17 protein-coding genes and 1 tRNA gene are annotated in these 21,447 nt (G+C 36.5%); 14 read left to right on the forward strand and 4 right to left on the reverse strand.

Annotated features, from left to right (window positions below; genetic code table 11):
* Nucleotides 1-5: 5 nt before the first annotated feature.
* From JM84_RS06720 to JM84_RS06770, 11 genes are all read left to right on the forward strand, one after another.
* Entirely contained in the window at nucleotides 6-2,303 is a 2,298-nt protein-coding gene (locus tag JM84_RS06720) for an alginate lyase family protein (protein WP_144783336.1), read from the forward strand.
* Nucleotides 2,304-2,307: 4 nt separating this feature from the next.
* Entirely contained in the window at nucleotides 2,308-2,655 is a 348-nt protein-coding gene (locus JM84_RS06725; protein WP_013749808.1) for a cupin domain-containing protein, read from the forward strand.
* A 265-nt stretch (nucleotides 2,656-2,920) separates the two neighbouring features.
* On the forward strand, nucleotides 2,921-5,989 hold the full coding sequence (locus JM84_RS06730; protein ID WP_144783338.1) for a SusC/RagA family TonB-linked outer membrane protein: 3,069 nt from the start codon (nucleotides 2,921-2,923) through the stop codon (nucleotides 5,987-5,989).
* An 18-nt stretch (nucleotides 5,990-6,007) separates the two neighbouring features.
* A complete protein-coding gene (locus JM84_RS06735) occupies nucleotides 6,008-7,441 on the forward strand; it encodes a RagB/SusD family nutrient uptake outer membrane protein (RefSeq protein WP_013749806.1) in 1,434 nt (477 codons plus the stop codon).
* A 16-nt stretch (nucleotides 7,442-7,457) separates the two neighbouring features.
* Complete coding sequence (locus tag JM84_RS06740; RefSeq protein ID WP_013749805.1) at nucleotides 7,458-8,294, forward strand: PKD domain-containing protein; 837 nt, start codon at nucleotides 7,458-7,460, stop codon at nucleotides 8,292-8,294.
* A gap of 7 nt (nucleotides 8,295-8,301) precedes the next feature.
* The gene (locus JM84_RS06745) at nucleotides 8,302-9,216 is read left to right on the forward strand and encodes a polysaccharide lyase family 7 protein (protein ID WP_013749804.1); all 915 of its coding nucleotides are present in this window, start codon (nucleotides 8,302-8,304) and stop codon (nucleotides 9,214-9,216) included.
* A gap of 112 nt (nucleotides 9,217-9,328) precedes the next feature.
* The gene (locus tag JM84_RS06750) at nucleotides 9,329-10,033 is read left to right on the forward strand and encodes a FadR/GntR family transcriptional regulator (RefSeq protein ID WP_013749803.1); all 705 of its coding nucleotides are present in this window, start codon (nucleotides 9,329-9,331) and stop codon (nucleotides 10,031-10,033) included.
* 130 nt (nucleotides 10,034-10,163) lie between these two features.
* Nucleotides 10,164-11,465, forward strand: a complete 1,302-nt coding sequence (locus JM84_RS06755) for an MFS transporter (protein WP_013749802.1) — start codon at nucleotides 10,164-10,166, stop codon at nucleotides 11,463-11,465.
* A 24-nt stretch (nucleotides 11,466-11,489) separates the two neighbouring features.
* Nucleotides 11,490-12,251 carry an SDR family NAD(P)-dependent oxidoreductase gene (locus JM84_RS06760; protein ID WP_013749801.1) on the forward strand — a complete coding sequence of 254 codons (762 nt, stop codon included), beginning with the start codon at nucleotides 11,490-11,492 and terminating at the stop codon, nucleotides 12,249-12,251.
* 22 nt (nucleotides 12,252-12,273) lie between these two features.
* A complete protein-coding gene (locus JM84_RS06765) occupies nucleotides 12,274-13,296 on the forward strand; it encodes a sugar kinase (protein WP_013749800.1) in 1,023 nt (340 codons plus the stop codon).
* A gap of 2 nt (nucleotides 13,297-13,298) precedes the next feature.
* A complete protein-coding gene (locus JM84_RS06770; RefSeq protein WP_013749799.1) occupies nucleotides 13,299-13,970 on the forward strand; it encodes a bifunctional 4-hydroxy-2-oxoglutarate aldolase/2-dehydro-3-deoxy-phosphogluconate aldolase in 672 nt (223 codons plus the stop codon).
* 374 nt (nucleotides 13,971-14,344) lie between these two features.
* On the opposite strand, the gene katG is transcribed toward JM84_RS06770, so the two are convergent.
* Nucleotides 14,345-16,639, reverse strand: coding sequence for a catalase/peroxidase HPI (gene katG / locus JM84_RS06775; protein WP_013749798.1), 2,295 nt, complete (start codon nucleotides 16,637-16,639; stop codon nucleotides 14,345-14,347).
* Between the two features lie 555 nt (nucleotides 16,640-17,194).
* Between katG and JM84_RS06780 the strand changes: the two genes are divergently transcribed.
* Both JM84_RS06780 and JM84_RS06785 read left to right on the forward strand, forming a co-directional pair.
* Nucleotides 17,195-17,815, forward strand: a complete 621-nt coding sequence (locus JM84_RS06780; protein ID WP_013749797.1) for a MarC family protein — start codon at nucleotides 17,195-17,197, stop codon at nucleotides 17,813-17,815.
* A gap of 95 nt (nucleotides 17,816-17,910) precedes the next feature.
* The gene (locus JM84_RS06785) at nucleotides 17,911-18,774 is read left to right on the forward strand and encodes an alpha/beta fold hydrolase (protein ID WP_144783340.1); all 864 of its coding nucleotides are present in this window, start codon (nucleotides 17,911-17,913) and stop codon (nucleotides 18,772-18,774) included.
* Between the two features lie 49 nt (nucleotides 18,775-18,823).
* On the opposite strand, the gene JM84_RS06790 is transcribed toward JM84_RS06785, so the two are convergent.
* The 3 genes from JM84_RS06790 to JM84_RS06800 form a co-directional block, all read right to left on the reverse strand.
* The gene (locus tag JM84_RS06790; protein ID WP_013749795.1) at nucleotides 18,824-19,702 is read right to left on the reverse strand and encodes an SdiA-regulated domain-containing protein; all 879 of its coding nucleotides are present in this window, start codon (nucleotides 19,700-19,702) and stop codon (nucleotides 18,824-18,826) included.
* A gap of 63 nt (nucleotides 19,703-19,765) precedes the next feature.
* The gene (locus tag JM84_RS06795) at nucleotides 19,766-20,494 is read right to left on the reverse strand and encodes a phosphatase PAP2 family protein (protein ID WP_144783342.1); all 729 of its coding nucleotides are present in this window, start codon (nucleotides 20,492-20,494) and stop codon (nucleotides 19,766-19,768) included.
* A gap of 280 nt (nucleotides 20,495-20,774) precedes the next feature.
* Nucleotides 20,775-20,848 (reverse strand) — tRNA-Met (locus tag JM84_RS06800).
* A gap of 184 nt (nucleotides 20,849-21,032) precedes the next feature.
* On the opposite strand from JM84_RS06800, the gene JM84_RS06805 reads away from it, so the two are divergent.
* Nucleotides 21,033-21,419, forward strand: coding sequence for an START-like domain-containing protein (locus JM84_RS06805; RefSeq protein WP_144783344.1), 387 nt, complete (start codon nucleotides 21,033-21,035; stop codon nucleotides 21,417-21,419).
* The last annotated feature ends 28 nt before the right edge of the window (nucleotides 21,420-21,447 follow it).

The following is a 21,447-nucleotide window of genomic DNA, read 5'->3' on the forward strand; positions in this document are numbered from 1 at the left end:
ACTTTATGAAATTAATTAGCAGAAATACGGCTCTTATAGTTGGTATCACACTTTCGACCTTATTCGTTTCTTGTGATGAGCAGGCAGTAACAAATGACACATCTGTTGCTACAGCGAGTGGCACAAACCCAAATGTAGTACTTACCGCAACTGAGGTTAAAGATATTAGAGCTAAGTTAGGGAGCGTTCCGTTGTTTGATAGTTCGCTAGCTGCGGCAAAACAAGAAGTAGATGCGGCTATGGAAAAAGGTATACAAGTGCCTATCCCAAAGGATATGGCTGGAGGTTATACCCACACACAGCATAAATTAAATTATACCATACTTCATAAGGCAGGAGTGATTTTTCAGCTCACGGGAGAAGAGAAATATGCACAGTATACGAGAGATGTTTTGATGAAATATGCAGAGATGTATCCTTCATTACCACGTCATCCACAAGAGCGATCGTACTCACGAGGGAAGATATTTTGGCAATGTCTCAATGATGCAAACTGGCTAGTGCACATGAGCCAAGCATATGATACCATACGTAGTTGGATACCAGAAGAAGATCGTAAGATTCTCGATACTAAGTTATTTCGTCCATTTGCAGATTTTCTCTCTGTAGAAACACCACAATTTTTTAACCGTATACATAATCATAGTACTTGGGGTACTGTCGCTGTAGGTATGATAGGTTTAGTGATGGATGATGATGAGCTTGTAGACCGCGCATTGTACGGCATCAAAAACGATAGTATTTCGGCGACCGCGATGGATAATGATGGCGGACTCATAAAGGCTGAGGGTCAAAAAACAGGGTTTCTAGCAAATCTAGATGAGCCATTTTCGCCAGATGGTTATTATACAGAAGGACCGTACTATCAGCGATATGCGATGTATCCTTTTTTAGCTTTCGCGAAAGCGTTAGAAACCAAAAAACCAGAGCTGAAAATATTTGAATACAATGGCGGAGTTTTAATAAAAGCAGTAGATGCACTACTCAATCTCACCGATCAAGATGGTGAGTTTTTTCCTCTCAATGATGGGCAAAAAGGAATGTCTTATAATACCGCTTCCTTAGTATCTGCAGTAGATATTGCTTATTATTATGGGAATCAAGACGCACGTTTACTATCGGTAGCGCAGCAGCAAGGACAAGTAGAGCTTGATATTACCGGTCTTGCCGTAGCTCAGGCAATTGAGGCGGGTAAAGCAATTCCATTTACAAAAGAATCTGTGTTACTACATGATGGCTCAAAGGGAGATCAAGGTGGTGTTGCTATTTTAAGAGCAAGTTATAGTCCAGGAACGATGGCGCTAGTGATGAAAAATGCTAGTCACGGGCTTAGTCATGGGCATTTTGATAAACTCGCTTATTCTCTTTACGAAAATGGGGAGGAGATTTTACAAGATTATGGTCTTGCGCGTTATGTAAACATCGAGCAAAAGAATGGTGGCGGTTACTTAAAAGAAAATACGACCTGGGCCAAACAAACCATTGCTCATAATACAGTGGTGATTGATGGTACATCACACTTTAAAGGAAGTTTTAAGGAAAGCTCAAAACACCACCCTGAGATTCTCACGTTTGACACTAATGATAAAAAACTACAAGTAGTAAGTGCCTCTGAAAAGAATGCTTATCCTGGAACAGAAATTACACGCACTATGATGATGGTAACACCAGAAGGTGGTAACAAGCCATATATAATAGATATTAATCAAATAAAGAGCAATAAAGCCCATCAGATAGACTTACCAATCTATTATCATGGACAGGTTATCTCAACTAGTTTTGATTTACAGCAGGAAGGAACACTACGTCCATTAGGGACAGCAAGCGGTTATCAACACATATGGAAAGAAGCAACAGCTAGTCCTAAGGCTAGTAGTAGCCAGTTTACGTGGCTCAATAATAATAGATTCTATAGTGTTACTTCACTTTCAGGGACCAAGGATACTTTCATTTTAGGTCGTGTGGGTGCAAACGATCCACTGTTTAATCTACGCAGGGATCCTATGTTGATACATCGTAAAACTGGAGTAAAAAATGCAGTGTATGCTCAAGTAATAGAATCCCATGGTACCTATAATGCGGTTACAGAAAAAGCTCAGGATGCATATGCCTCAATAGCTTCACTGACGCAGGTTGATGCTCCAGAAGGATACTTAGCCATTAAAATCACCATGCAATCTGGGGAGGAGCAACTTGTGGTGTTGGTAGATAACGCTTTCGCGAAAGCGGAACATTCAATAACCCTATCAAATCAAACATACACCTGGAAAGGTAATTACACTTTAAAACAAATTAAAAACTAAAAATATGAAATCATTTGGAGCAAGTAAAGAATTTATTGAAGGCAACGACATTGAGTGGGAAGTTGTAGGAGAAGGAGTAAAACGTAAAATAATGGGCTATGATGACAAAATCATGCTTGTGAAAGTGCACTTTGAGAAGGGCGGAATAGGACCTATGCATGAGCATTACCACTCACAAGTTACTTATGTAGAAAGTGGATCTTTTGATGTGACTATAAATGGTAAGACTAAAACACTAAAAGGAGGTGATTCTTTTTACATACCACCACATGAATTACATGGAGCAATTTGTACCGAAGCAGGGGTATTAATTGACGTATTCTCGCCAATAAGAGAAGATTTTATGGAATAGTTAATATTTTAACACATTAATTTTTGTATTAACAGAATATTATACCCATATTTGGTAAACCAATTTGGTTGACCAGTTTGGTAAACCAAAAAAAAGGACAGCTTCGACACCGTCCTCTTTACTATTACTTCTGGTACGAAGTATAAATAAGCTCAGTAAGCTTACTTGTTGTAAATGTATGAAATCGCATACAGAGTTTAGAACAGTTACTAGGTTTCTGAGGATTATTTAATAAAACAAATTAATTTAATCTAAATCATTAATTATGAATGTAAAAACTAAGTTTTCCTTAGTCCTTTTTCTTTTGTGCGGTGTTTTACTGTATGGGCAGGAAAGTTACTTATTAAAGGGAACTGTTGTGTCTGAGGAGGGGAATTCTCCTATCCCAGGTGTGAATGTATCAGTGCTCAATTCTCAAACGGGAGTTTCTACTGATTTTGATGGTAACTACGAGATTTCTGTTACCGCAAACGATATAGTGCAGTTTACATATGTAGGTTTTACTCCACAAGTAGTAACGATAACTGGACAGACTAGAGCAGATATAGTCTTGAAAATTGATGCAGGAACGCTAGATGAGGTTGTTGTAATAGGCTATGGGTCTCAATCTAGAACAAAAATCACAGGTGCTGTAGGAAAAGTAAAAAATGAAGATCTTGATCAAATAGCTGTAGGAACCGCAAATGAAGCCTTAGTAGGGCAAGTAGCAGGTCTTAATATACAAGCTACAGAAGGAGAAGCAGGATCAAATTCAACTATCAATATTAGAGGTATTGGGTCTATAGCTGGAGCTAGTGGGCCTCTTCTTGTAGTAGATGGTGTTGTATTAGATGCCGAATTTTTAAACACAGTAGATGTAAATGACATTGAATCTGTTGAGGTTCTTAAAGATGCGGCTTCGGCGGCAATCTATGGTTCGCGAGCTTCTGGTGGTGTAATTATCATTTCTACAAAACTAGGTAAGGAAGGTAAAACTCGTTTTAGCTACAACACTTTTACTGGTTTTAAAGAAGCTAGACAGAGTGATGCTTATGACATAAGTGTAGCAAAGTCACATGCAGAAGAGCTCGCACAAACTGGCGAACTTTCTTTGCGTTCTCAGTATAGAGAGCTTATAGGTATAGATCAGTCTTGGCAAGATCGCATTTTTGACGGTGGTATTATAGAGAGTCATTCTCTAAGTGCTAGAGGAGGTAGTGAGAAAACAAAATTTAATACATCACTTTCTTATTTACATGATGAAGGTGTACTTCTTACCGACGATTTCAAAAAATATAACTTTAGATTAAAAGTAGATACAGAGGTAAATGATAAGTTTTCTTTTGGAGCAAATATTGCTCCGTCATACACAAACAGAAGACGTTTTGATGGTTCTACACATGATATTTTAAGACAACAACCTTGGTTGCCTACGTATCACGATGAAAATTCAATTCAGTATGTAGATCGCAATGTCTTTCCAAATGTTCAGATAGGTGATTATGCTCAAGAGCGTCACTTTGATAACTATGATCTTTTTGGAGACGGAAGCGAGTTAGTAGATATAAGTACTACAAGTAACCAAAATCCTGCTGCAAAAGTATTAGAAAGACATAGAACAGATGAGCAGTTTAGAATGTACGGTAACTTCTATGGAAAATACGAACTAGCCAAAGGTCTTAGCTTCAAAGCTACCTTAGGTGGGGATTATCAAAACAGAAAGCAAAGACGCTGGCAAGGTGTTGAAGCTAGTCGTAACGGAGCTTCTGCAGCGCAGTTAGATCTTGATACGTTTGATCAAATTCACATCTTAACGGAGGGATTATTATCTTACGATACCTCTTTTGGATCGCATAATATAAGTGCTATTCTTGGAGCATCGGCAGAGAAGTGGGATCGCGAGTATAGCGCTATTGGTGTAAATGGATTTGAAAACGATTTAATACAAACCCTAGGTGGAGGTACATCTGTAATAGAAAATATTTCATATAATACAGAGGAGCGTTTAGTTTCTTTCTTTGGACGTGTTAATTATTCTTTTGAAGATAAATATTTAGCTTCTGCAAGTTTAAGAACAGATGGACATTCATCTTTTGGTGTAAACAATAAATATGGTTATTTCCCAGCAGTGTCTGTTGGTTGGAACCTTGCTAGAGAAGATTTCTTAAGCGAGAGTGATGTAATAAGCGATTTAAAGCTAAGAGGAAGTTACGGATTTACAGGAAACAAAGATATTAGTCTTGGTAGTGGTGTAATTTCTGATAATATTGAGTTGTACCCTTCTTTACAACTATATGGACCTAACTCTGCAGTCTTTGGAAACGAAGTTTCTAGTGGTTTAGCTCCAATAAATGTTGCAAATCCAGATTTGCAGTGGGAACGTTCTAGCGAAACAAACGTAGCTTTAGATTTTGGTTTCTTTAATGGTAGGATCTCTGGATCTATAGATGCATATAATAAAGTTTCTGACCAATTATTGTTAAATGTGCCTATCTCAACTACAACAGGTTTTAGAGAAGGACTTGCAAATCGCGGAGAGGTTGTAAATAGAGGTATTGAAGTAGAATTGAGAACTCGCAATATTACTAATGAGAAATTCACATGGAGAACGACAATACTGGCATCTACAAATGAAAATGAGTTGACAGACTTTGCTGGGGCAAGCGGACTTATTACTAATGTAGATGATAAAAGAGCTGCAGAGTGGATTACACTAGAAGGACAGCCTATATCCTCTTTCTACGGTTTTGTAGTAGATAGAGAGGTGCCTGTAGAATTTATAACAGATCCTTACGCAGTGGTAGGTGGAGAAGCTCAAGATGTATATGTAAGAGATCTAAATGGAGATGGCTTAATTGATGATGATGATAAAACAGTTATAGGAGACCCTTTTCCAGATCTTGTATGGAGTATAGCAAATGATTTTCAAATAGGAGATGTTGATTTTAGCTTCACCTTTCAAGGAAGCTGGGGAGCAGAAGTGCGTAACATAGCAGATCAATATATATTTAATCACTTCAGTAGTCGTGAGGGTACAAACCTTGAGGTAGCTACAGATCAGAATTTCTTACAACAAAAGATTTTTACAGATGCTATCATCTCAGATGCATCATACGTAGCATTACGCACATTGAATCTAGGTTACACATTAGACTCAGATCTTATAAGTCAAGTAGGCTTAAGTAGTGCTAGGGTTTATGTTTCAGGACAAAATCTTTTATACTTCACAGCAGATGGTTATACAGGATGGAATCCGGAATCATATCAAAATGAAGGTGCTTTAAATGTAGGATATCAGCGTGGAGGAAATCCTATAGCTCGTACCATATCATTAGGATTAAACTTAGAATTTTAAAATTTAAAAGACAGAACTATGAAAACATATAAATTTTTAATGATGTTATTAGTTGTTGTGAGCTTTGCCTCTTGCGGTGACGATTTTTTAGAGCCTGTACCAACAGCTGTGTTAGTAGGTGATACTTTTCCAACAAATGAAAGTGATCTTGAATCTGTTCTTACTACAGTTTACGATGCGCTTCAAGGAGTTAATAGTCTTGAGATTACAAATAACAATCTTAATCATGGGCAGCAAATAGAGTTTTATGTAACAGAAATGTTAAGTGATAACACAAGGTCAAAAAGTGGAGAAGGAGAGGCAGGACAGTTTGATAACTTCACAGTACAGCCTACTAATGGTTTTGTGTTTGATTACTACCGTAGTATGTACAGCGTCATTACAAGAGCAAATCTAGTTCTTGAAAATATTGACCTAGCAATTACAGATGGTGACCGTATTGAAGGAGAAGCTCGTTTTATGAGGGCACTAGCTTATTTTAATCTTGTACGTTCTTTTGGAGATGTACCATTAATAGACGGCCCAATCTCAATAGAAGATGTAGAGACACAATTTACACGCGTTCCTACTAGTGAAATCTATAGCTTTATTGTAGCAGACTTACAATCTGCGGCTTCTAAGTTAGGAAGTACGACTACTGCAAATAGAGCTTCAAAAGCTGCTGCTCAAGGAATCTTAGCCAAAGTGTATTTAACGCAAAGAAGCAACTATGGAGAAGCTCAGAGTTTACTAGAGGAAATTATAGCAAGTCAAGAATATGCTCTTGAGTCTGATTTTAGAGAAGTATTTTATAACGAAGCAAATGGTGAAAACATTTTTACTGTTGGTTATGTAGCAAGTTCTTCACTAGATAGTCAAAACTTTTCGGCAGAGATGCTTAACGGTGTTGGTCGTACGAGTGGTGTAAATTATGTGACAGATGAGGCAATTGCCGCATTAGATGAGTTTGGAGGAGATAGAGCACAATATTCAAAGAGAGTAGATGCAGGACAGCCTACACAAACACAAGTGGTAAAGTATTTACCTAATGGTGATGCGAGTTTAGGAATTGAGCCTACAAGCTCAGATCCTACAAGTGCAGGTAATGATTGGATTATTCTTAGATATTCTGATGTATTACTTATGCATGTCGAGGCTATTTTAGCTGGAGGTGCAGTAACTCAATCATCAAACGCCTTAGAATCTTTTCAAGAAGTAAGAAACAGAGCAGGCTTAACTGATATTGTAGAAGAAGTTACATCAGAGCAATTACTAATAGAACGTCGTGTTGAATTAGCTTTTGAAAATCATAGAATACATGATTTGAAAAGATTTGGAACAGCACAACAAGTACTAACTGATTTTTCTAATGCCAACGGACATAGCTTTAGTGCTACAGATCTCTTATTACCACTTCCTCAGTTTGAGGTTAACTTGAGTAATGGTCTATTAACACAAAACCCTGGCTACTAATAATAAAAATAATACTATGAGATATTTTATAACACCAAGAAAATTCGTTTTTCTTTTAATAGGTATGGTTATTTCAGTTTCTTGTGAGAATGAATTAGATCTTCCAGAGGCGGGAAGTCGCGCAGATACAATGCCTCCAGAAGCTAACTTTTCTGCTACAAGAGATGTAAATAACTTTGATATTTATACGTTTTCCAACCTTTCAACAAGCGCAACAGCATATAGTTGGGATTATGGAGATGGTAATACGTCAACGACAATTGATGGTCAAAATCAATATGCTGCTGAAGGAGTATATACGATTACGCTAACAGCATCAGATGCTTTAGGTATAACAAGTACATTTTCATCAGATATTGAGGTAATTGAGCCAGAAGAACCAGATGCGATTATTCCAGTAATACTAGAAGCTAGTTTTGAAGATAACTCCTTGCCAGATGGTACTGGAGATGGACGTGACTCTTGGAGAAATTCTGACTTAGGAGGCGTTATCCAGATTAATACAAGCTCTTCTGTTCCTGATGGAAGTCAAGCAGCAAAATTTCCAAGTGACGGAAGCAGAATTGCATACCAAGAAATTGAGGTGACTCCTAACACAGATTATACTATTACGTACTCTTATAGATTAGAAGGAGCAGGAGGAGAAGCAACTGTTGCTATTTTACCAGGTGGAGGTTATACAGATCTTACTGTAGCACAAGGAGCTGCAATTGTAGAATTTACAGGATCAGAAGAAGACTACACTCTTACAACGCTTAATTTCAACTCAGGCGTGAGTAGCACGGTAAGTATTCTAATTTATAATGCTAGTGTCGAAGCAAGAGTAGACAATTTTACTGCAGCAGTACAATAATAAAACGATGTTGAAGACTTTTATAATATTATGCACACTATTACTTTCTGCAAGTTTGTCTTTAGGGCAAACTTCAGAAAATAATGGTAACTCACCTTCTGGGCGAGATGAAATTAGTACTAGTAAAATATCAAAAAGGAAGAAAAAACGTAAAAAATATAAGTTACCAAAGGTAGATCTATCTCACTGGAAAGTAACAATTCCAGTAGGTGAGCCGAAGATTATTGAAGTGGATCCTCCAGAGATTTTGAATTATGCCACAAATGAAGTTTTAAAACCCTACATGTACAATGACTCTACAAAAGGAGCTCTTGTTTTTCATGCAGTACCTGCACAGACCACTACAAATACAAAATATTCTAGGTCAGAGCTCAGAGAGCAGATGGTGCCAGGTAATAATTCTGTAAACTGGACTTTTGCACAAGGCGGTAAACTTAAAGTGAAAATGGCCATGGATAAAATTTCTCGTGATGAGAATGGTAAGTATCACAAAACAATTATCACGCAGATACACGGTAGACTTACTAATGAGCAGCGTGATGAGATTGGACAGAAAGATAATAATGCGCCTCCTATTTTAAAAATTTATTGGCAGAATGGTAAAATAAGAGTAAAAACAAAGAAATTGAGAACTTCTAATATTGGACCTGTAGAAATTCTAAAAAAAGAATCGTGGGTTGATGATGAAGGTTTTAATTTTGAACAAAAGGTAGGTTTTAAAAAATTTACTATTGAGGTAGAAGTAGAAGAAGGGAAAATGGTAATCTCTCTTAATGGTCAAGAGTATAAAACTTATGAAGATGTACACATGCAACGATGGGGTGTTTTTGAAAACTACTTTAAGGTTGGAAACTATCTTCAAACAAGAGACGAGAATGCATTTGCAGATGTTAGAGTCTACAATATAGAGGTTGAGCATTAATTAAAATGATAAATCACATTGTTATCTATTATAAATCAATAACTTTCTATAGATTTTAAGTTACTGTTTTAAGAATTAAGAAGAATTATTTTAGGAATTAAATTGTTACGATATGAAACTGGAGACACGTACAAAGACGACAGAAAATAAGGATACAGGTTTAGAGATTATTGGTCAAATTAGAGATATAATAAATTTGAAAAATCTGGAGCCTGGTGATAAGTTACCTTCTGAGCGTATGCTCTCTGATCGGTTTGAAGTGACTCGCAGTAGTGTGAGAGAAGCTATTCAAAAATTAGAATTTTATGGTATTCTTAAATCGATTCCTCAGAGTGGAACTTTTGTGGCAAACATAGGTGTGATTGCCCTTAATGGGATGATAGATGATATTCTTAAACTTGAAGATCCAGACTTCAAATCGTTAGTCGAAACACGTATTCTATTAGAACTTAAAACTGCCAGACTGGCTGCAATAAGGCGTACAGATAGTGATCTTAAAAAAATGCGACAAGCGCTAGACGCTTACACAGAAAAAGTAATTAATGGTGAAGATGCGGTTCAAGAAGACTTGCTCTTTCACCTTGCCATTGCAAAGGCATCTGGTAATAGTACAATGAACAATTTCATGCTGATTATTACTCCAGAAATTATTACAAATTTTGAAAAATATCATGTTTGTGATTCCGGAATGTCACAATCGGCTATAGAAGAGCATGAGAAAATCTACCTCGCAATTGAGCAACAAAATCCTCAAGAAGCAAAAGCAATGATGAAAAAACACTTCAAAGCACTGTATCAATATTGCTATAATATTTAAGTGACGAAATACGCTTTCGCGAAAGCGTAAAACTCAAGAAAAGACTGAAAAAATTGAACGTCATCTACGCATGGCTAGGGTGATTTTTTGCCTTATTTAAAAGAATTAATTAGATATAAAATTATAGTTTATGAAACTTAAAGGACTAAGATGGTGGGTTGTAGGGCTTATTGCACTGGCAACTGTTATTAATTATATAGACCGTCAAGCTCTAGTTGTTTTATGGCCTAGTATAGCAGAAGATTTATATCCAGATAAGACTACAACAGAGAGAAAAGAAATCTACGCTTTGATATCGGTAGTTTTTATGTTTTCATATGCTTTTGGACAATCCATTTTTGGGAAAATCTTTGATAAAGTAGGGACCCGATTTGGTTTTGTATTATCAATTGGATTTTGGTCTATCGCTACAGCACTACATGCACTAGCAAATGGAGTATTGAGTTTCTCAATCTTCAGATCAATATTAGGAGTTTCTGAAGCCGGAAACTGGCCTGGAGCAGCCAAAGGAAATGCCGAATGGTTTCCAGCCACAGAGAGAGCGTTTGCACAAGGATTATTTAATTCTGGAGCGGCTATAGGCGGTATCGTTGCAATCCCCACGATTGCTTTTTTGACTGTTTATTTTAGTTGGCAAATGATATTTGTAATCATCGGTCTTATAGGATTGTTATGGTTAGTTCCTTGGTTAATTTTAGTAAAAGCACCACCTAAGAGTCACCCGTGGTTAACAGAACTAGAAAAGCAGCATATTTTAAAAGGTCAAAAAATAAAAGAAGAGACAGAGAAAGATGAAAAACTAAGGGAGTATAACCCTCCTGTAGGAGAGTTGCTATCTAAAAAGCAAAGTTGGGGAGTTATCATTGCCTCCGCGGCGATAGATCCAATATGGTGGCTGTTTGTTTTTTGGATCCCTATATACCTTTCAGAAGTGTATGGTATGGATGTAAAAGCGATAGGTATCTATGGTTGGGTTCCTTATGTAGGAGCTATGTTTGGAGCTTGGTTTGGTGGTTTATTAGCGCAAAATAGATTGAAATCAGGATGGAATATTAATAAAACCCGTAAGATGGTAATTACTCTTGGTTGTATTATTATGCTTCCAGCACTTCTTGCTTTGTCAAATCCAGGATCACCTATAGCAGCTGTATTGATTATGGCAGTAGTGCTCTTTGGGTTTCAAACAGCAATAGGAAATGTACAAACACTACCAAGTGATTTGTACGGTAAAAAGACAGTAGGTACACTTTCAGGCTTTGCAGGAACAGCAGCAAAACTCACAGGAGCAGGTCTCGTTGCACTAGTGCCTAAATTAACAGTAGGAGGTAATTATACACCAGCATTTGTAATAGGCGCAGCATTAGCATTTATAGTAATAGCAAGTGTATGGATATTGATTCCTAAAATTGAACTTCTTAAATCAAATAGATAATAATAAAAAGTAAAAATTAATATTATGAGTAATAAAGGAAAAGTAGCTATCATAACTGGAGCCACAGGAGGAATAGGATTTGCAGTAGCAAAAAGACTAGGCCACGATGGATATACCGTTGTAATTAACGGAATTCAAGATGAAGATGGTGCAAAAAGACTTGAGGAGCTTAAGGCAGAAGGTATTACTGCCGAGTATTATGGCTTTGACGTTACTAATGATGAAGCTGTAACAGAAAATATCAAGAAAATAGGTGAGAAGTACGGTAAGATAGATGTACTTGTAAACAACGCTGGTGGACTAGGTGGTCGTTCAAGATTTGAAGAGATGACTACAGAGTTTTACAGATTTGTAATGGCGCTTAACTTAGACTCAGTATTCTTTGCTTCTAGAGCAGCAATACCATTCCTTAAGAAAGGAGATCACCCTACAATCATTAACTATACATCTAATGCTGGATGGAATGCAGGTGGACCAGGAGCAGGTATTTATGGTACTTCAAAAGCTGGAGTGCATACAATCACGAGAGCACTAGCAAAGGATCTTGCAGAATATGGTATCCGTGTGAATGCAGTATCACCAGGAACTATTGATACACCTTTCCACAAGCAAATTAAAGAGACTAAGCCAGAAGTGTTTGCTTCATGGGCAAATAATATTATGTTAGGTCGTCTTGGACAGCCAGATGATGTAGCGGGTGTAGTATCATTCCTTGCGAGTAAAGATGCCGCCTTCTTAACTGCCGAAACAATTCAAGTAGGCGGTGGTCAAGCATTAGGTATTTAATAAAACATTATATTCTTAGAATATGAGTAAAGTAGTCACTTTTGGTGAGATTATGTTACGGCTCTCGACAGAGCGATTCTTGAGATTTTCTCAAGCCAAAACCTTTGGGGTAACCTATGGTGGAGGCGAATTTAATGTAGCAGTCTCACTTAATAATCTAGGCGTCTCTGCAGATTTTGTTACTAGGCTTCCTAGTAACGAGATAGGCGATACAGCTCTTCAAGAAATTAAGAAAATTGGAGTAGGCGATAAGTATATTAAAAGAGGAGGTGATAGACTAGGGATTTACTTTCTAGAAACAGGAGCCGGAACAAGAGCTAGCAACGTGGTATATGATCGCGCTGGTAGCTCTATGGCTACTATTACAAAAGGATGTTTTGACTGGGAAAAAATATTTGAAGGTGCAACTTGGTTTCACTGGAGTGGTATTACTCCAGCAATATCAGAAGCAGCAGCGCTAGAGTGTCTAGAGGCTGTAAAAGTCGCAAGTAAGTTGGGGCTCAGCATCTCTACAGATTTAAATTACCGTTCAAAACTTTGGAAATGGGGCAAGGAGCCTAAGGAGGTAATGCCAGAACTTCTTAAGTATAGTAATTTAATACTAGGAGATATAGATACTGCTTTTTTTATGCTAGGTGAGGACAAAGTAGGACCTAACTATCAAGATGAAAAATCACTCCCTGTTTTATATGACAAGCTTTTTAAACTATGCCCTAACCTCAAGCAGGTTGCGACCACATTAAGATACTCTGTGAGTGCATCTCACCAGCGCATAGGAGGATTATTATATGATGGTGAGCAAGTGTATAGGGCACACATTCAAGAAGTAACGCCCGTAGTAGACCGTGTAGGGAGTGGAGATGCATTTATGGGCGGTCTAGCCTTTGGACTCATAGACGACCCTATAAACAAGCAGCGTGCAGTAGATATTGCTGTAGCGTCTTGTTGTTTAAAACATACCATTTATGGTGATTACAATTTGGTCTCTTTACAAGATATAGAACGATTTATGGATGGAGATCAATCAGGAAAAGTTTCAAGATAATTATGGCAAGATTTACAAGATTAGAAGTAGCACAAGCGATGAAAGACACGGGAATTGTTCCTTTGTTTTATAATGAATCTGTTGAGGTAGGCAAGCAATTATTACAAGCTTGTTACAGCGGTGGTGCTCGAGTAATAGAGTTTACAAGCCGTGGTGATAATGCACATAAGGTATTTGATGAGTTGTGCGCTTTCGCGAAAGCGGAATTACCTGAGTTAATACTTGGCGTAGGTAGTGTTACGAACGCAGCAGCAGCATCTCTTTATTTGCAGTTAGGAGCAAACTTTGTGGTAACTCCTGTATTGCGTGAAGATATCGCCTTGGTGTGTAATAGAAGAAAAGTGCTATGGTCACCAGGTTGCGGATCACTTACAGAAATTGCCCGTGCCGAAGAACTAGGCTGTGAGATTGTAAAATTATTTCCAGGAGGTATTTATGGAGCCCAGTTTGTAAAAGCAATAAAAGGACCATGTCCCTGGACGTCAGTGATGCCTACAGGCGGTGTTTCTCCTACCAGAGAAAGTCTAGAAGAATGGTTTAATGCAGGAGTAACCTGCGTAGGACTAGGTTCAAAACTCATTGCTCTAGATGAGAATGGAGCATGGGATTATAAAAAAATAGAAGAAAAGACAGCTCTGGCTATTGATTTAATAAAAGTTATAAGAGGTAAATAAGAGCATCATAAGGCTCACAATTATTTGAATTAGTTTGTTTATTTACATTTAGTTTGTATTTTAAAGGGTATCGAGAGATACCCTTTGTTGTTTCAAATTAGTCTCTCTATAGATGATGATTTTCAAGAAATAATTTTCTGGACATAACAAAGTTCTACAAGAAATTTTATTGGATAGTTTCCTTACTTGTTGATTTATGTATTTGTGATTCATAGTCATTAGTCTTTACATCTGTATTGTATTGCTGTGTTGTAAACTTTTTACTAAGCTTTCGCGAAAGCGTTTGTCTAAGAACATATTTCTACGAGTGAATTTTTTCAAATAAAAAGCCCAACTTGTTTGAAGTTGGGCTTAATAATTAATCTAACTATTTATTATTCATCCTTAACATCATATCTGTCTAGCATCATAACTTTATCCCAAGCAGCGACAAAATCTTTCAAGAATCGCTCGTTACCATCATTGGCGGCATATACTTCTGAGATGTTCCTTAACTGAGAATTTGAGCCAAATATCAAATCACAACGGGTTGCTGTATATTTTATATCTCCTGTAGATCTCTCTCGAACATTGAATAATTGTGCATCATTAGTTTGAGGCTCCCACGCATAATCCATACTCGTTAATACTTTAAAGAAATCATTAGTTAAATGTCCTGGATTTTCGGTAAATAAACCGTGCTTAGAATAATCAAAATTTTGATCTAACACTCGAAGTCCTCCCACAAGAACTGTCCATTCTGGAGCATTGAGCGTTAAAAGCTGAGCGCGGTCTAAAAATATACGTTCAGAAGGAACATGATAACCTACCTTATTGTTATGATAGTTTTTAAAGCCATCTGATACTGGTTTAAGCCAATCAAAACTTTCTATATCTGTAAGTTCTGGAGTAGTGTCATTTCTACCGGGAGTAAAAGGAACTGATATAGTACTCCCCGCATCTTTAGCAGCCTTTTCTATTCCTACACAACCTCCTAAAACAATTAGGTCAGCAAGAGATACCTTTCTTGGGGTATCCATTACATTAAATGTTTCTTTGATTTCCTCTAGAGCTTTAATGACATTATTTAATTCACCAGGTCTATTAAATAACCAACTTCTTTGCGGTTCTAAAGCTATGCGAGCACCGTTTGCTCCACCTCTTTTATCAGAATGTCTATACACTGATGCAGCAGACCAAGCAGCGTTTACTAAAGCAGTAACAGAGATATCGCTTTCTAAAATTTTTGTTTTGAGAAAGGCAATATCAAATTCATTGATAGTATGTTTAATCAGTTTAGGGATTGGGTCTTGCCATAATAATTCCTTTTCAGGAACCTCAGGTCCCAAATATCTATCTGTAGGACCCATATCACGGTGAGTAAGCTTATACCAAGCCTTTGAAAATGCCTGAGTAAAGTACTCAAAATCATCCATGAATTTTTTACATACTTCCCTGTAAGCAGGGTCTACCTTTAATGCTATGTCAGAAGTCATCATCATTAAATCGTTCATTTTTCCCTCTATATGTGCATCAGGAGTTTTTGGAGCGTTAGGGTCTATTGGAGTCCACTGTCCTGCTCCTGCGGGGCTTTTGATTTGTTTCCATTCATACTTAAATAGATTTACTAAGTAAGTGTTGTCCCATTCTGTAGGGTTAGGAGTCCAGGATCCTTCAATTCCATTAGTCATTGTATCTGCACCATTACCACTTCCTACTGGATTATGCCACCCGAAACCTTGAGCCTCAATAGGTGCCTTTTCTGGAGCTGCCCCTATTTTTTCTGGATCAACCATTCCGTGACTTTTTCCAAAAGCATGTCCTCCAGCAATAAGTGCCACGGTTTCTTCATCATCCATCGCCATACGCTTAAATGATTCTCTAATATTTCTAGCAGAGTCCATTGCGTCCATATTTCCTCCAGGACCTTCAGGGTTGACATATATTAAAGACTGGTGTGTCGCAGCCAAGGGGTTTTCTAAATCATGATATTCTTCCTTTACATCTCCTTTCCAACGCAAATTATTGTTTACCATTTCTTCTGGATGGCCTACATGATTACCTGTAGTTTGTGATTCATCATATGCCTTACCATTCCAAAATTCTGGTCCCCAGTACGTACTGCGGTCTGGTTCCCAAGCATCACGTCTTCCACCTGCAAAACCATAGGTAGGGAAGTTCATTATTTCTAGCGCACAATTACCTGTAAGCATAATAAGGTCAGCCCATGAAAGTGACGCGCCGTATTTCTTTTTTATAGGCCATACAAGCCTTCTTGCTTTATCTGTATTACCATTGTCCCACCATGAGTTAATAGGTGCAAATCTCTGCATCGCTTGTGCACCACCTCCACGACCATCTGCTATACGGTAAGTACCAGCCGAATGCCAAGCCATACGTATCATTTGAGGACCATAGTTATTGTAATCTGCTGGCCACCATTCTTGATGAGTGACAAGCATTTCTTTAATATCTTTTTTTAATTCTTGAAAGTCAATTTTATTAAAAGCTTCCTTATAGGATTGATCACTTAGGGGATTTGCAACAGGCTGCTCTTGATGAAGCAATTCTACTTGTAATCTATTAGGCCACCAATCATCAATTTGAGGGGAAGTGCCAAATGCACCACCAATACGTGTCCCACGAAAAGGGCATTTTTCTAAGTTTTCTGGATTGTCAAAATCTTTCATAGTATTATTTTTAGTCTAAGGAAATTAATGATTGGAGTCTAAATTCAACAATAATTGTAATTAATTACCGCAATTCATAAAACTAAGTAAGTTTGGTTTTTCAAATCATACCGTCAAGTTAAAATAGTTTTAAAGTGATCATAATTTCTCACAATTATTTAAAAATTTAATAACGAAGATGACAATAGTTAGTGTTTTGTTAAATAATTAAGAAATTACTTTCATTAGGAAAATCATATTATATCAGCGGAACTACAAGATAAATAATAAGCAATTTGTGTTGTCAATTTTATAGACGCGATGCCTTTTAAGATTCTAATCAGTATTACAGTTGTAAGGTATAAGTTGTACTCTTAACTATTTTCAGAATTGTAAATAAGACTATGTTAATTACTATTTACCCTATGAATTTTCACAAAAATTGTATTTCTCATATATAGATAAAAACGAATATTGATTTTAGTTTAAAAACATACTATATATTTACAGGCTATTAAAACATAGTGTTTTGTGCAGCGCTAACATAAAATAACAGTCAAATCAATCTGGCGATTTATGGATAACCTAATTACGTTTGCAATTACCGTATTTACGGGCTTTTTTGCTATAACAAATCCAATTTCAAATATGACCATCTTTTTGTCCCTCACAGAGGGAGCAGATAAAAAGACAAAGCAAAATATCAATAAAAGAGCAAACATTGTTGCTTTTGTTATTGTGGCTGGTTTTGTGTTATTAGGCAAATTCATTTTCGAGTTATTCCAAATAACAATACCGGCTTTTAAGATATTTGGTGGGATTTTAGTATTTCTTATCGGTTTTGATATGTTGCAGTCTAAGAAGGTAAACGTAAAGCACTTAAAAGAGGTAGATGTAGATGAGAATATAGCAATCTCACCTTTAGCTATCCCAATTATTGCAGGTCCGGGTACAATTGTAACTGCAATGAATTCAGTATCAGATGCAACTTACATGGAGATAGGGGTTGTGATTTTGATTTTTGCTGTTATGTGCATGTTGATGTACATGACATTTAGTGCCAGCAATCTTATTGTTAGGGTTTTGGGTAATAATGTAATCTCTGTAATAGGTAAGATTATGGGGTTGATAATAGGGATTATTGGCACAGGAATGATCATAGAAGGAGTAAAAATCTCTTTTGATTTGATGCCATAAACTGTTAGCTGCATTAATTGTACAGATAATGATATAAGTGCAATTAATAGCTGTACTGCTTAACTTTTGTCATACATACGATTTCTATAGAAAATATGAAAAAGATCTTTCTATATGTTCCTCTATTTCTGTTATTTATAGTAACCTTTTGTTCTTGTAGTGTATTACAATGGCGTAAGTCTGATCAAGAGATTCATGAAAAGTTTACTGCCTTAAAAGTTGAAAGTAACATCTCATATTTTCAAGTTGATAGTCTTGATTTAAAAGTTCGTATCCAGGAGGTTACTACCGCAGATAGCGATGTAAATCTTGTTTTTTTTCATGGAGCACCTAGTTCTATCGCTGCCTGGGAGAGCTATATCTCAAATAATGTTCTCATTAAAAATGCAAATATTTATGCAATAGACAGGCCTGGCTACGGCTACTCTAATTTTGGTAAAGAATTCCCTTCTATTGAACGTCAAGCCCAATTAATGGCCACTATTCTTAAAGAAAAAGGGATAAAAAATATTATAGCTGTAGGCTCATCTTACGGAGGGCCTATTGCAGCAAGAATAGGAGTTTTAAATCCAGAAGTAAAAGCTGTTGTTATGATCTCTCCAGCGATTAATCCTTCTATAGAAAAAGACTTTTGGGTAGCTCGTTTTACACAGTGGAAAATAACGCGATGGATTGTGCCCACAGCTTATCGCGTAGCAGGAGATGAAAAGAAAATACACGCAGCCGAACTAGATTTAATAAAAGCCGACTGGAAGAATCTAAAAGTACCAGTGATTCACATTCATGGCGATAACGATGATATTGTTCCCTATGAAAATGTAAACTTTAGCAAAGAAAATTTTCAGAATGTTGAGATCATCACAGTATCAGGCAAAGGCCATGAGATTTCTTATAGAAATACAGAATTAATTATACCTAAGTTGATAAAGCTCATTAATGAGTTAAAAATGATAAAATAGCCTAGAGAGTGTTAAGTAATACGCAAATGCAGGTGCCAATCTGCGTTTCTTAATTAAAGACAACTTCTACAATCGTAGCTTCGTCCTTTCTAGCTTCATTAGAAATAAAAAGCCTTCCGTCAGGACTAAAAGTAATTCCCTCTGGCTGAGCAAAGTCGTCTTTATCGAGTTGGTATACTTTTTTAACGGTACCGTCGCTATCTAGTATTGCCAGCTTTGGTTTTTTACCTTCAAGCACATAGTAGTCACCCGTCACTGGATGTATTGCCACATCAGAAGGACTAAAAGTGCGATACGCTTTTTTCTTTTTAAAATCCTCAAAAGCTTTGTCATTCATATTTATACGAATGACTGGTTTTACAGGCATTATTTTAGAGTTTAAAGGGATATAATATAGACCTTTAAAATCCTCATTACTATCACGATCTTTCGGAGTTATAACTAAACTATTTTTTTTTGTGTCTAGAGTGAGGGTTTCTATATTGTTGCGACCGCTAAATGCTGTTTGAAAGTTAGTAACAGTTGGATTGCTTTCGCGAAAGCGTAATACCTCATAAATTAGTCCATCACTGCGCATCACGTAGGCATCCTTACCATTAACTGTGATACCTTCATAATCTCCATGACCAGCAAAGGCTACTTCTTGAATGACTTTTTCTTTTTTAAGATCATAAATGAAAATGGTGCCATCCTCATCTTCTACGCAAGCTAGTCTGTTGTCAGAAATCCATGAGATGCCACTTACCTCATTTAAAATTTTGGGCATTTTCCAAGTGTTTACAATCGTATAATCTTTTTTAGATTTTTTTTTAATTGTTATTTTGTCTTTTTCATCGCTCTGACCATTGTAGCTATTTGCACAACTTACAGTGACAATGATTGCGAGAGTGACAATAAATAGGTGAGGTATATATTTTCTATAGTTCATTAGATTTCTTTTTTAATATACGGTGAGTTTTTTTTTGCTTTCGCGAAAGCGTAAAATATAACATTAGGTTGCTGGGTCTCGTTTAAAAATTTGAATTAAATCAAAAACAATCACACAAAACACTACCCAAACAAAGCCTGCAATAAATCCACCTGCGACATCTGAGGGGTAATGAACGCCTAAATAAATACGACTAACGCCGATACTTAATATCAAAATCAAGCACAGAGTGATAAGTAGAATTTTATAAAATTTCTTAATTGGGAATTTACTTACTAAGAATAACAGTGTCCCGTAAAAAGCCATTGCCATCATCGCGTGCCCGCTAGGGTAACTAAGCGTTTCTACTGTTACAAGATGTTCGGCATCTGGTCGCGCTCTATTAATGATTTGTTTCAAAATAAGATTAGAACTCAAAGCAAGCACCATCACAAATGCAAGTTGGGCAACATATCGCCATTTTTTAAATGTAAAATAGAATATAATCGTGCATAATATAAATGTGATAACATAACCTAGAGCATCACCCAGATCTGTTACAAAAATAAAATAGTTTGTGAGATAAGGTGTTCTAAAACTGGCAACGTAGTTTGAAATTGCCGTATCAGACGCAGCTAGATAGGTACTTTTTAAAGTTTCTGTAAGGGATATAAATAATTTTATACCACCTATAAAGAGTGCTAAGGCGATGATTGTGGTGATAATATAAGCCCATCTACCATCATATTTTTTAAATACCTTGACTAATAAACTTTTAATCCAATAAATAAGTGATGCTAGTTTTTGTTTCATGCTTTACAATTACCATTCACTACAAATTTAAGTATCAAATATTAGTAAAGTCTAAAGAAGATTATAATGTTAAGATCTAAATTTCTTTTAAACCTCCCGTCGATACATAGGATAGGGGCATAATTACAAATGATGTTGTGTTTTATATCCTAATTATTTTTAGAGCAGTCAACTTTATTGTTAAATAAGAGAGCGATAAAAATATGTGGGCTAAGACTTTTAAGTGAAATTTTGTACAATAAAAAAGGCTTTACAGAAATGTAAAGCCTTTATAATTATGTAGCGAGAGGGGGGCACGATCCCCCGACCTCCGAGTTATGAATCCGACGCTCTAACCAGCTGAGCTACCTCGCCATAATTTAAAATTGCTATTAATAATAAGAGCAATTTTGTGTGCTCGCATAAGCAATGTGCCTAAGCGGGTGCAAATATAAAATATATTTGTGGTTGTGCAAACCTCTTTCTTAAATAAAATTAATTTAATTGCTTTGTTCTACTAATTACTTTCAATATATTGTCGTACTATTAATACCTTTCTATGAGCGATAAAATAAAATATGAGATTGAGTTTGTTGTAAGAGCTTCTCCTTCTTTATTATACCAATATATAGCTACTCCATCAGGAATGAGTGAGTGGTTTGCAGATAATGTAAATTTAAGAGGTGACCACTACACTTTTATTTGGGACGGAAGTGAGGAAAAAGCAAAACTCCTTACCAAAAAGAACGATGACCGCATAAAATTCCAATGGGCGGCAGATGAAGGAGAGGAATATTATTTTGAATTACGTCTCCAAGTAGATGAGATTACCAAGGATGTATCACTCATGATAACAGACTTTGCAGAAGAAGATGAAGTAGATGAAGGTAAAATGTTCTGGGAAAATCAAATTTCAGAGTTGAAACAAGTAATAGGCTCATCATAACTAAAGCCTAATTAATATCTTTGCACCG

Origin of the sequence: Dokdonia sp. Hel_I_63, from assembly GCF_007827285.1 — a bacterium.
In the GTDB taxonomy this organism is placed as follows: domain Bacteria; phylum Bacteroidota; class Bacteroidia; order Flavobacteriales; family Flavobacteriaceae; genus Dokdonia.

What these genes read in the sequence shown, in the direction of transcription:
- JM84_RS06720 (WP_144783336.1), top strand. Translation starts at nt 6, where the DNA reads ATGAAATTAATTAGCAGAAATACGGCTCTTATAGTTGGTATCACACTT.
- JM84_RS06725 (WP_013749808.1), top strand. Translation starts at nt 2,308, where the DNA reads ATGAAATCATTTGGAGCAAGTAAAGAATTTATTGAAGGCAACGACATT.
- JM84_RS06730 (WP_144783338.1), top strand. Translation starts at nt 2,921, where the DNA reads ATGAATGTAAAAACTAAGTTTTCCTTAGTCCTTTTTCTTTTGTGCGGT.
- JM84_RS06735 (WP_013749806.1), top strand. Translation starts at nt 6,008, where the DNA reads ATGAAAACATATAAATTTTTAATGATGTTATTAGTTGTTGTGAGCTTT.
- JM84_RS06740 (WP_013749805.1), top strand. Translation starts at nt 7,458, where the DNA reads ATGAGATATTTTATAACACCAAGAAAATTCGTTTTTCTTTTAATAGGT.
- JM84_RS06745 (WP_013749804.1), top strand. Translation starts at nt 8,302, where the DNA reads ATGTTGAAGACTTTTATAATATTATGCACACTATTACTTTCTGCAAGT.
- JM84_RS06750 (WP_013749803.1), top strand. Translation starts at nt 9,329, where the DNA reads ATGAAACTGGAGACACGTACAAAGACGACAGAAAATAAGGATACAGGT.
- JM84_RS06755 (WP_013749802.1), top strand. Translation starts at nt 10,164, where the DNA reads ATGAAACTTAAAGGACTAAGATGGTGGGTTGTAGGGCTTATTGCACTG.
- JM84_RS06760 (WP_013749801.1), top strand. Translation starts at nt 11,490, where the DNA reads ATGAGTAATAAAGGAAAAGTAGCTATCATAACTGGAGCCACAGGAGGA.
- JM84_RS06765 (WP_013749800.1), top strand. Translation starts at nt 12,274, where the DNA reads ATGAGTAAAGTAGTCACTTTTGGTGAGATTATGTTACGGCTCTCGACA.
- JM84_RS06770 (WP_013749799.1), top strand. Translation starts at nt 13,299, where the DNA reads ATGGCAAGATTTACAAGATTAGAAGTAGCACAAGCGATGAAAGACACG.
- katG (WP_013749798.1), bottom strand. Translation starts at nt 16,639, where the DNA reads ATGAAAGATTTTGACAATCCAGAAAACTTAGAAAAATGCCCTTTTCGT.
- JM84_RS06780 (WP_013749797.1), top strand. Translation starts at nt 17,195, where the DNA reads ATGGATAACCTAATTACGTTTGCAATTACCGTATTTACGGGCTTTTTT.
- JM84_RS06785 (WP_144783340.1), top strand. Translation starts at nt 17,911, where the DNA reads ATGAAAAAGATCTTTCTATATGTTCCTCTATTTCTGTTATTTATAGTA.
- JM84_RS06790 (WP_013749795.1), bottom strand. Translation starts at nt 19,702, where the DNA reads ATGAACTATAGAAAATATATACCTCACCTATTTATTGTCACTCTCGCA.
- JM84_RS06795 (WP_144783342.1), bottom strand. Translation starts at nt 20,494, where the DNA reads ATGAAACAAAAACTAGCATCACTTATTTATTGGATTAAAAGTTTATTA.
- JM84_RS06805 (WP_144783344.1), top strand. Translation starts at nt 21,033, where the DNA reads ATGAGCGATAAAATAAAATATGAGATTGAGTTTGTTGTAAGAGCTTCT.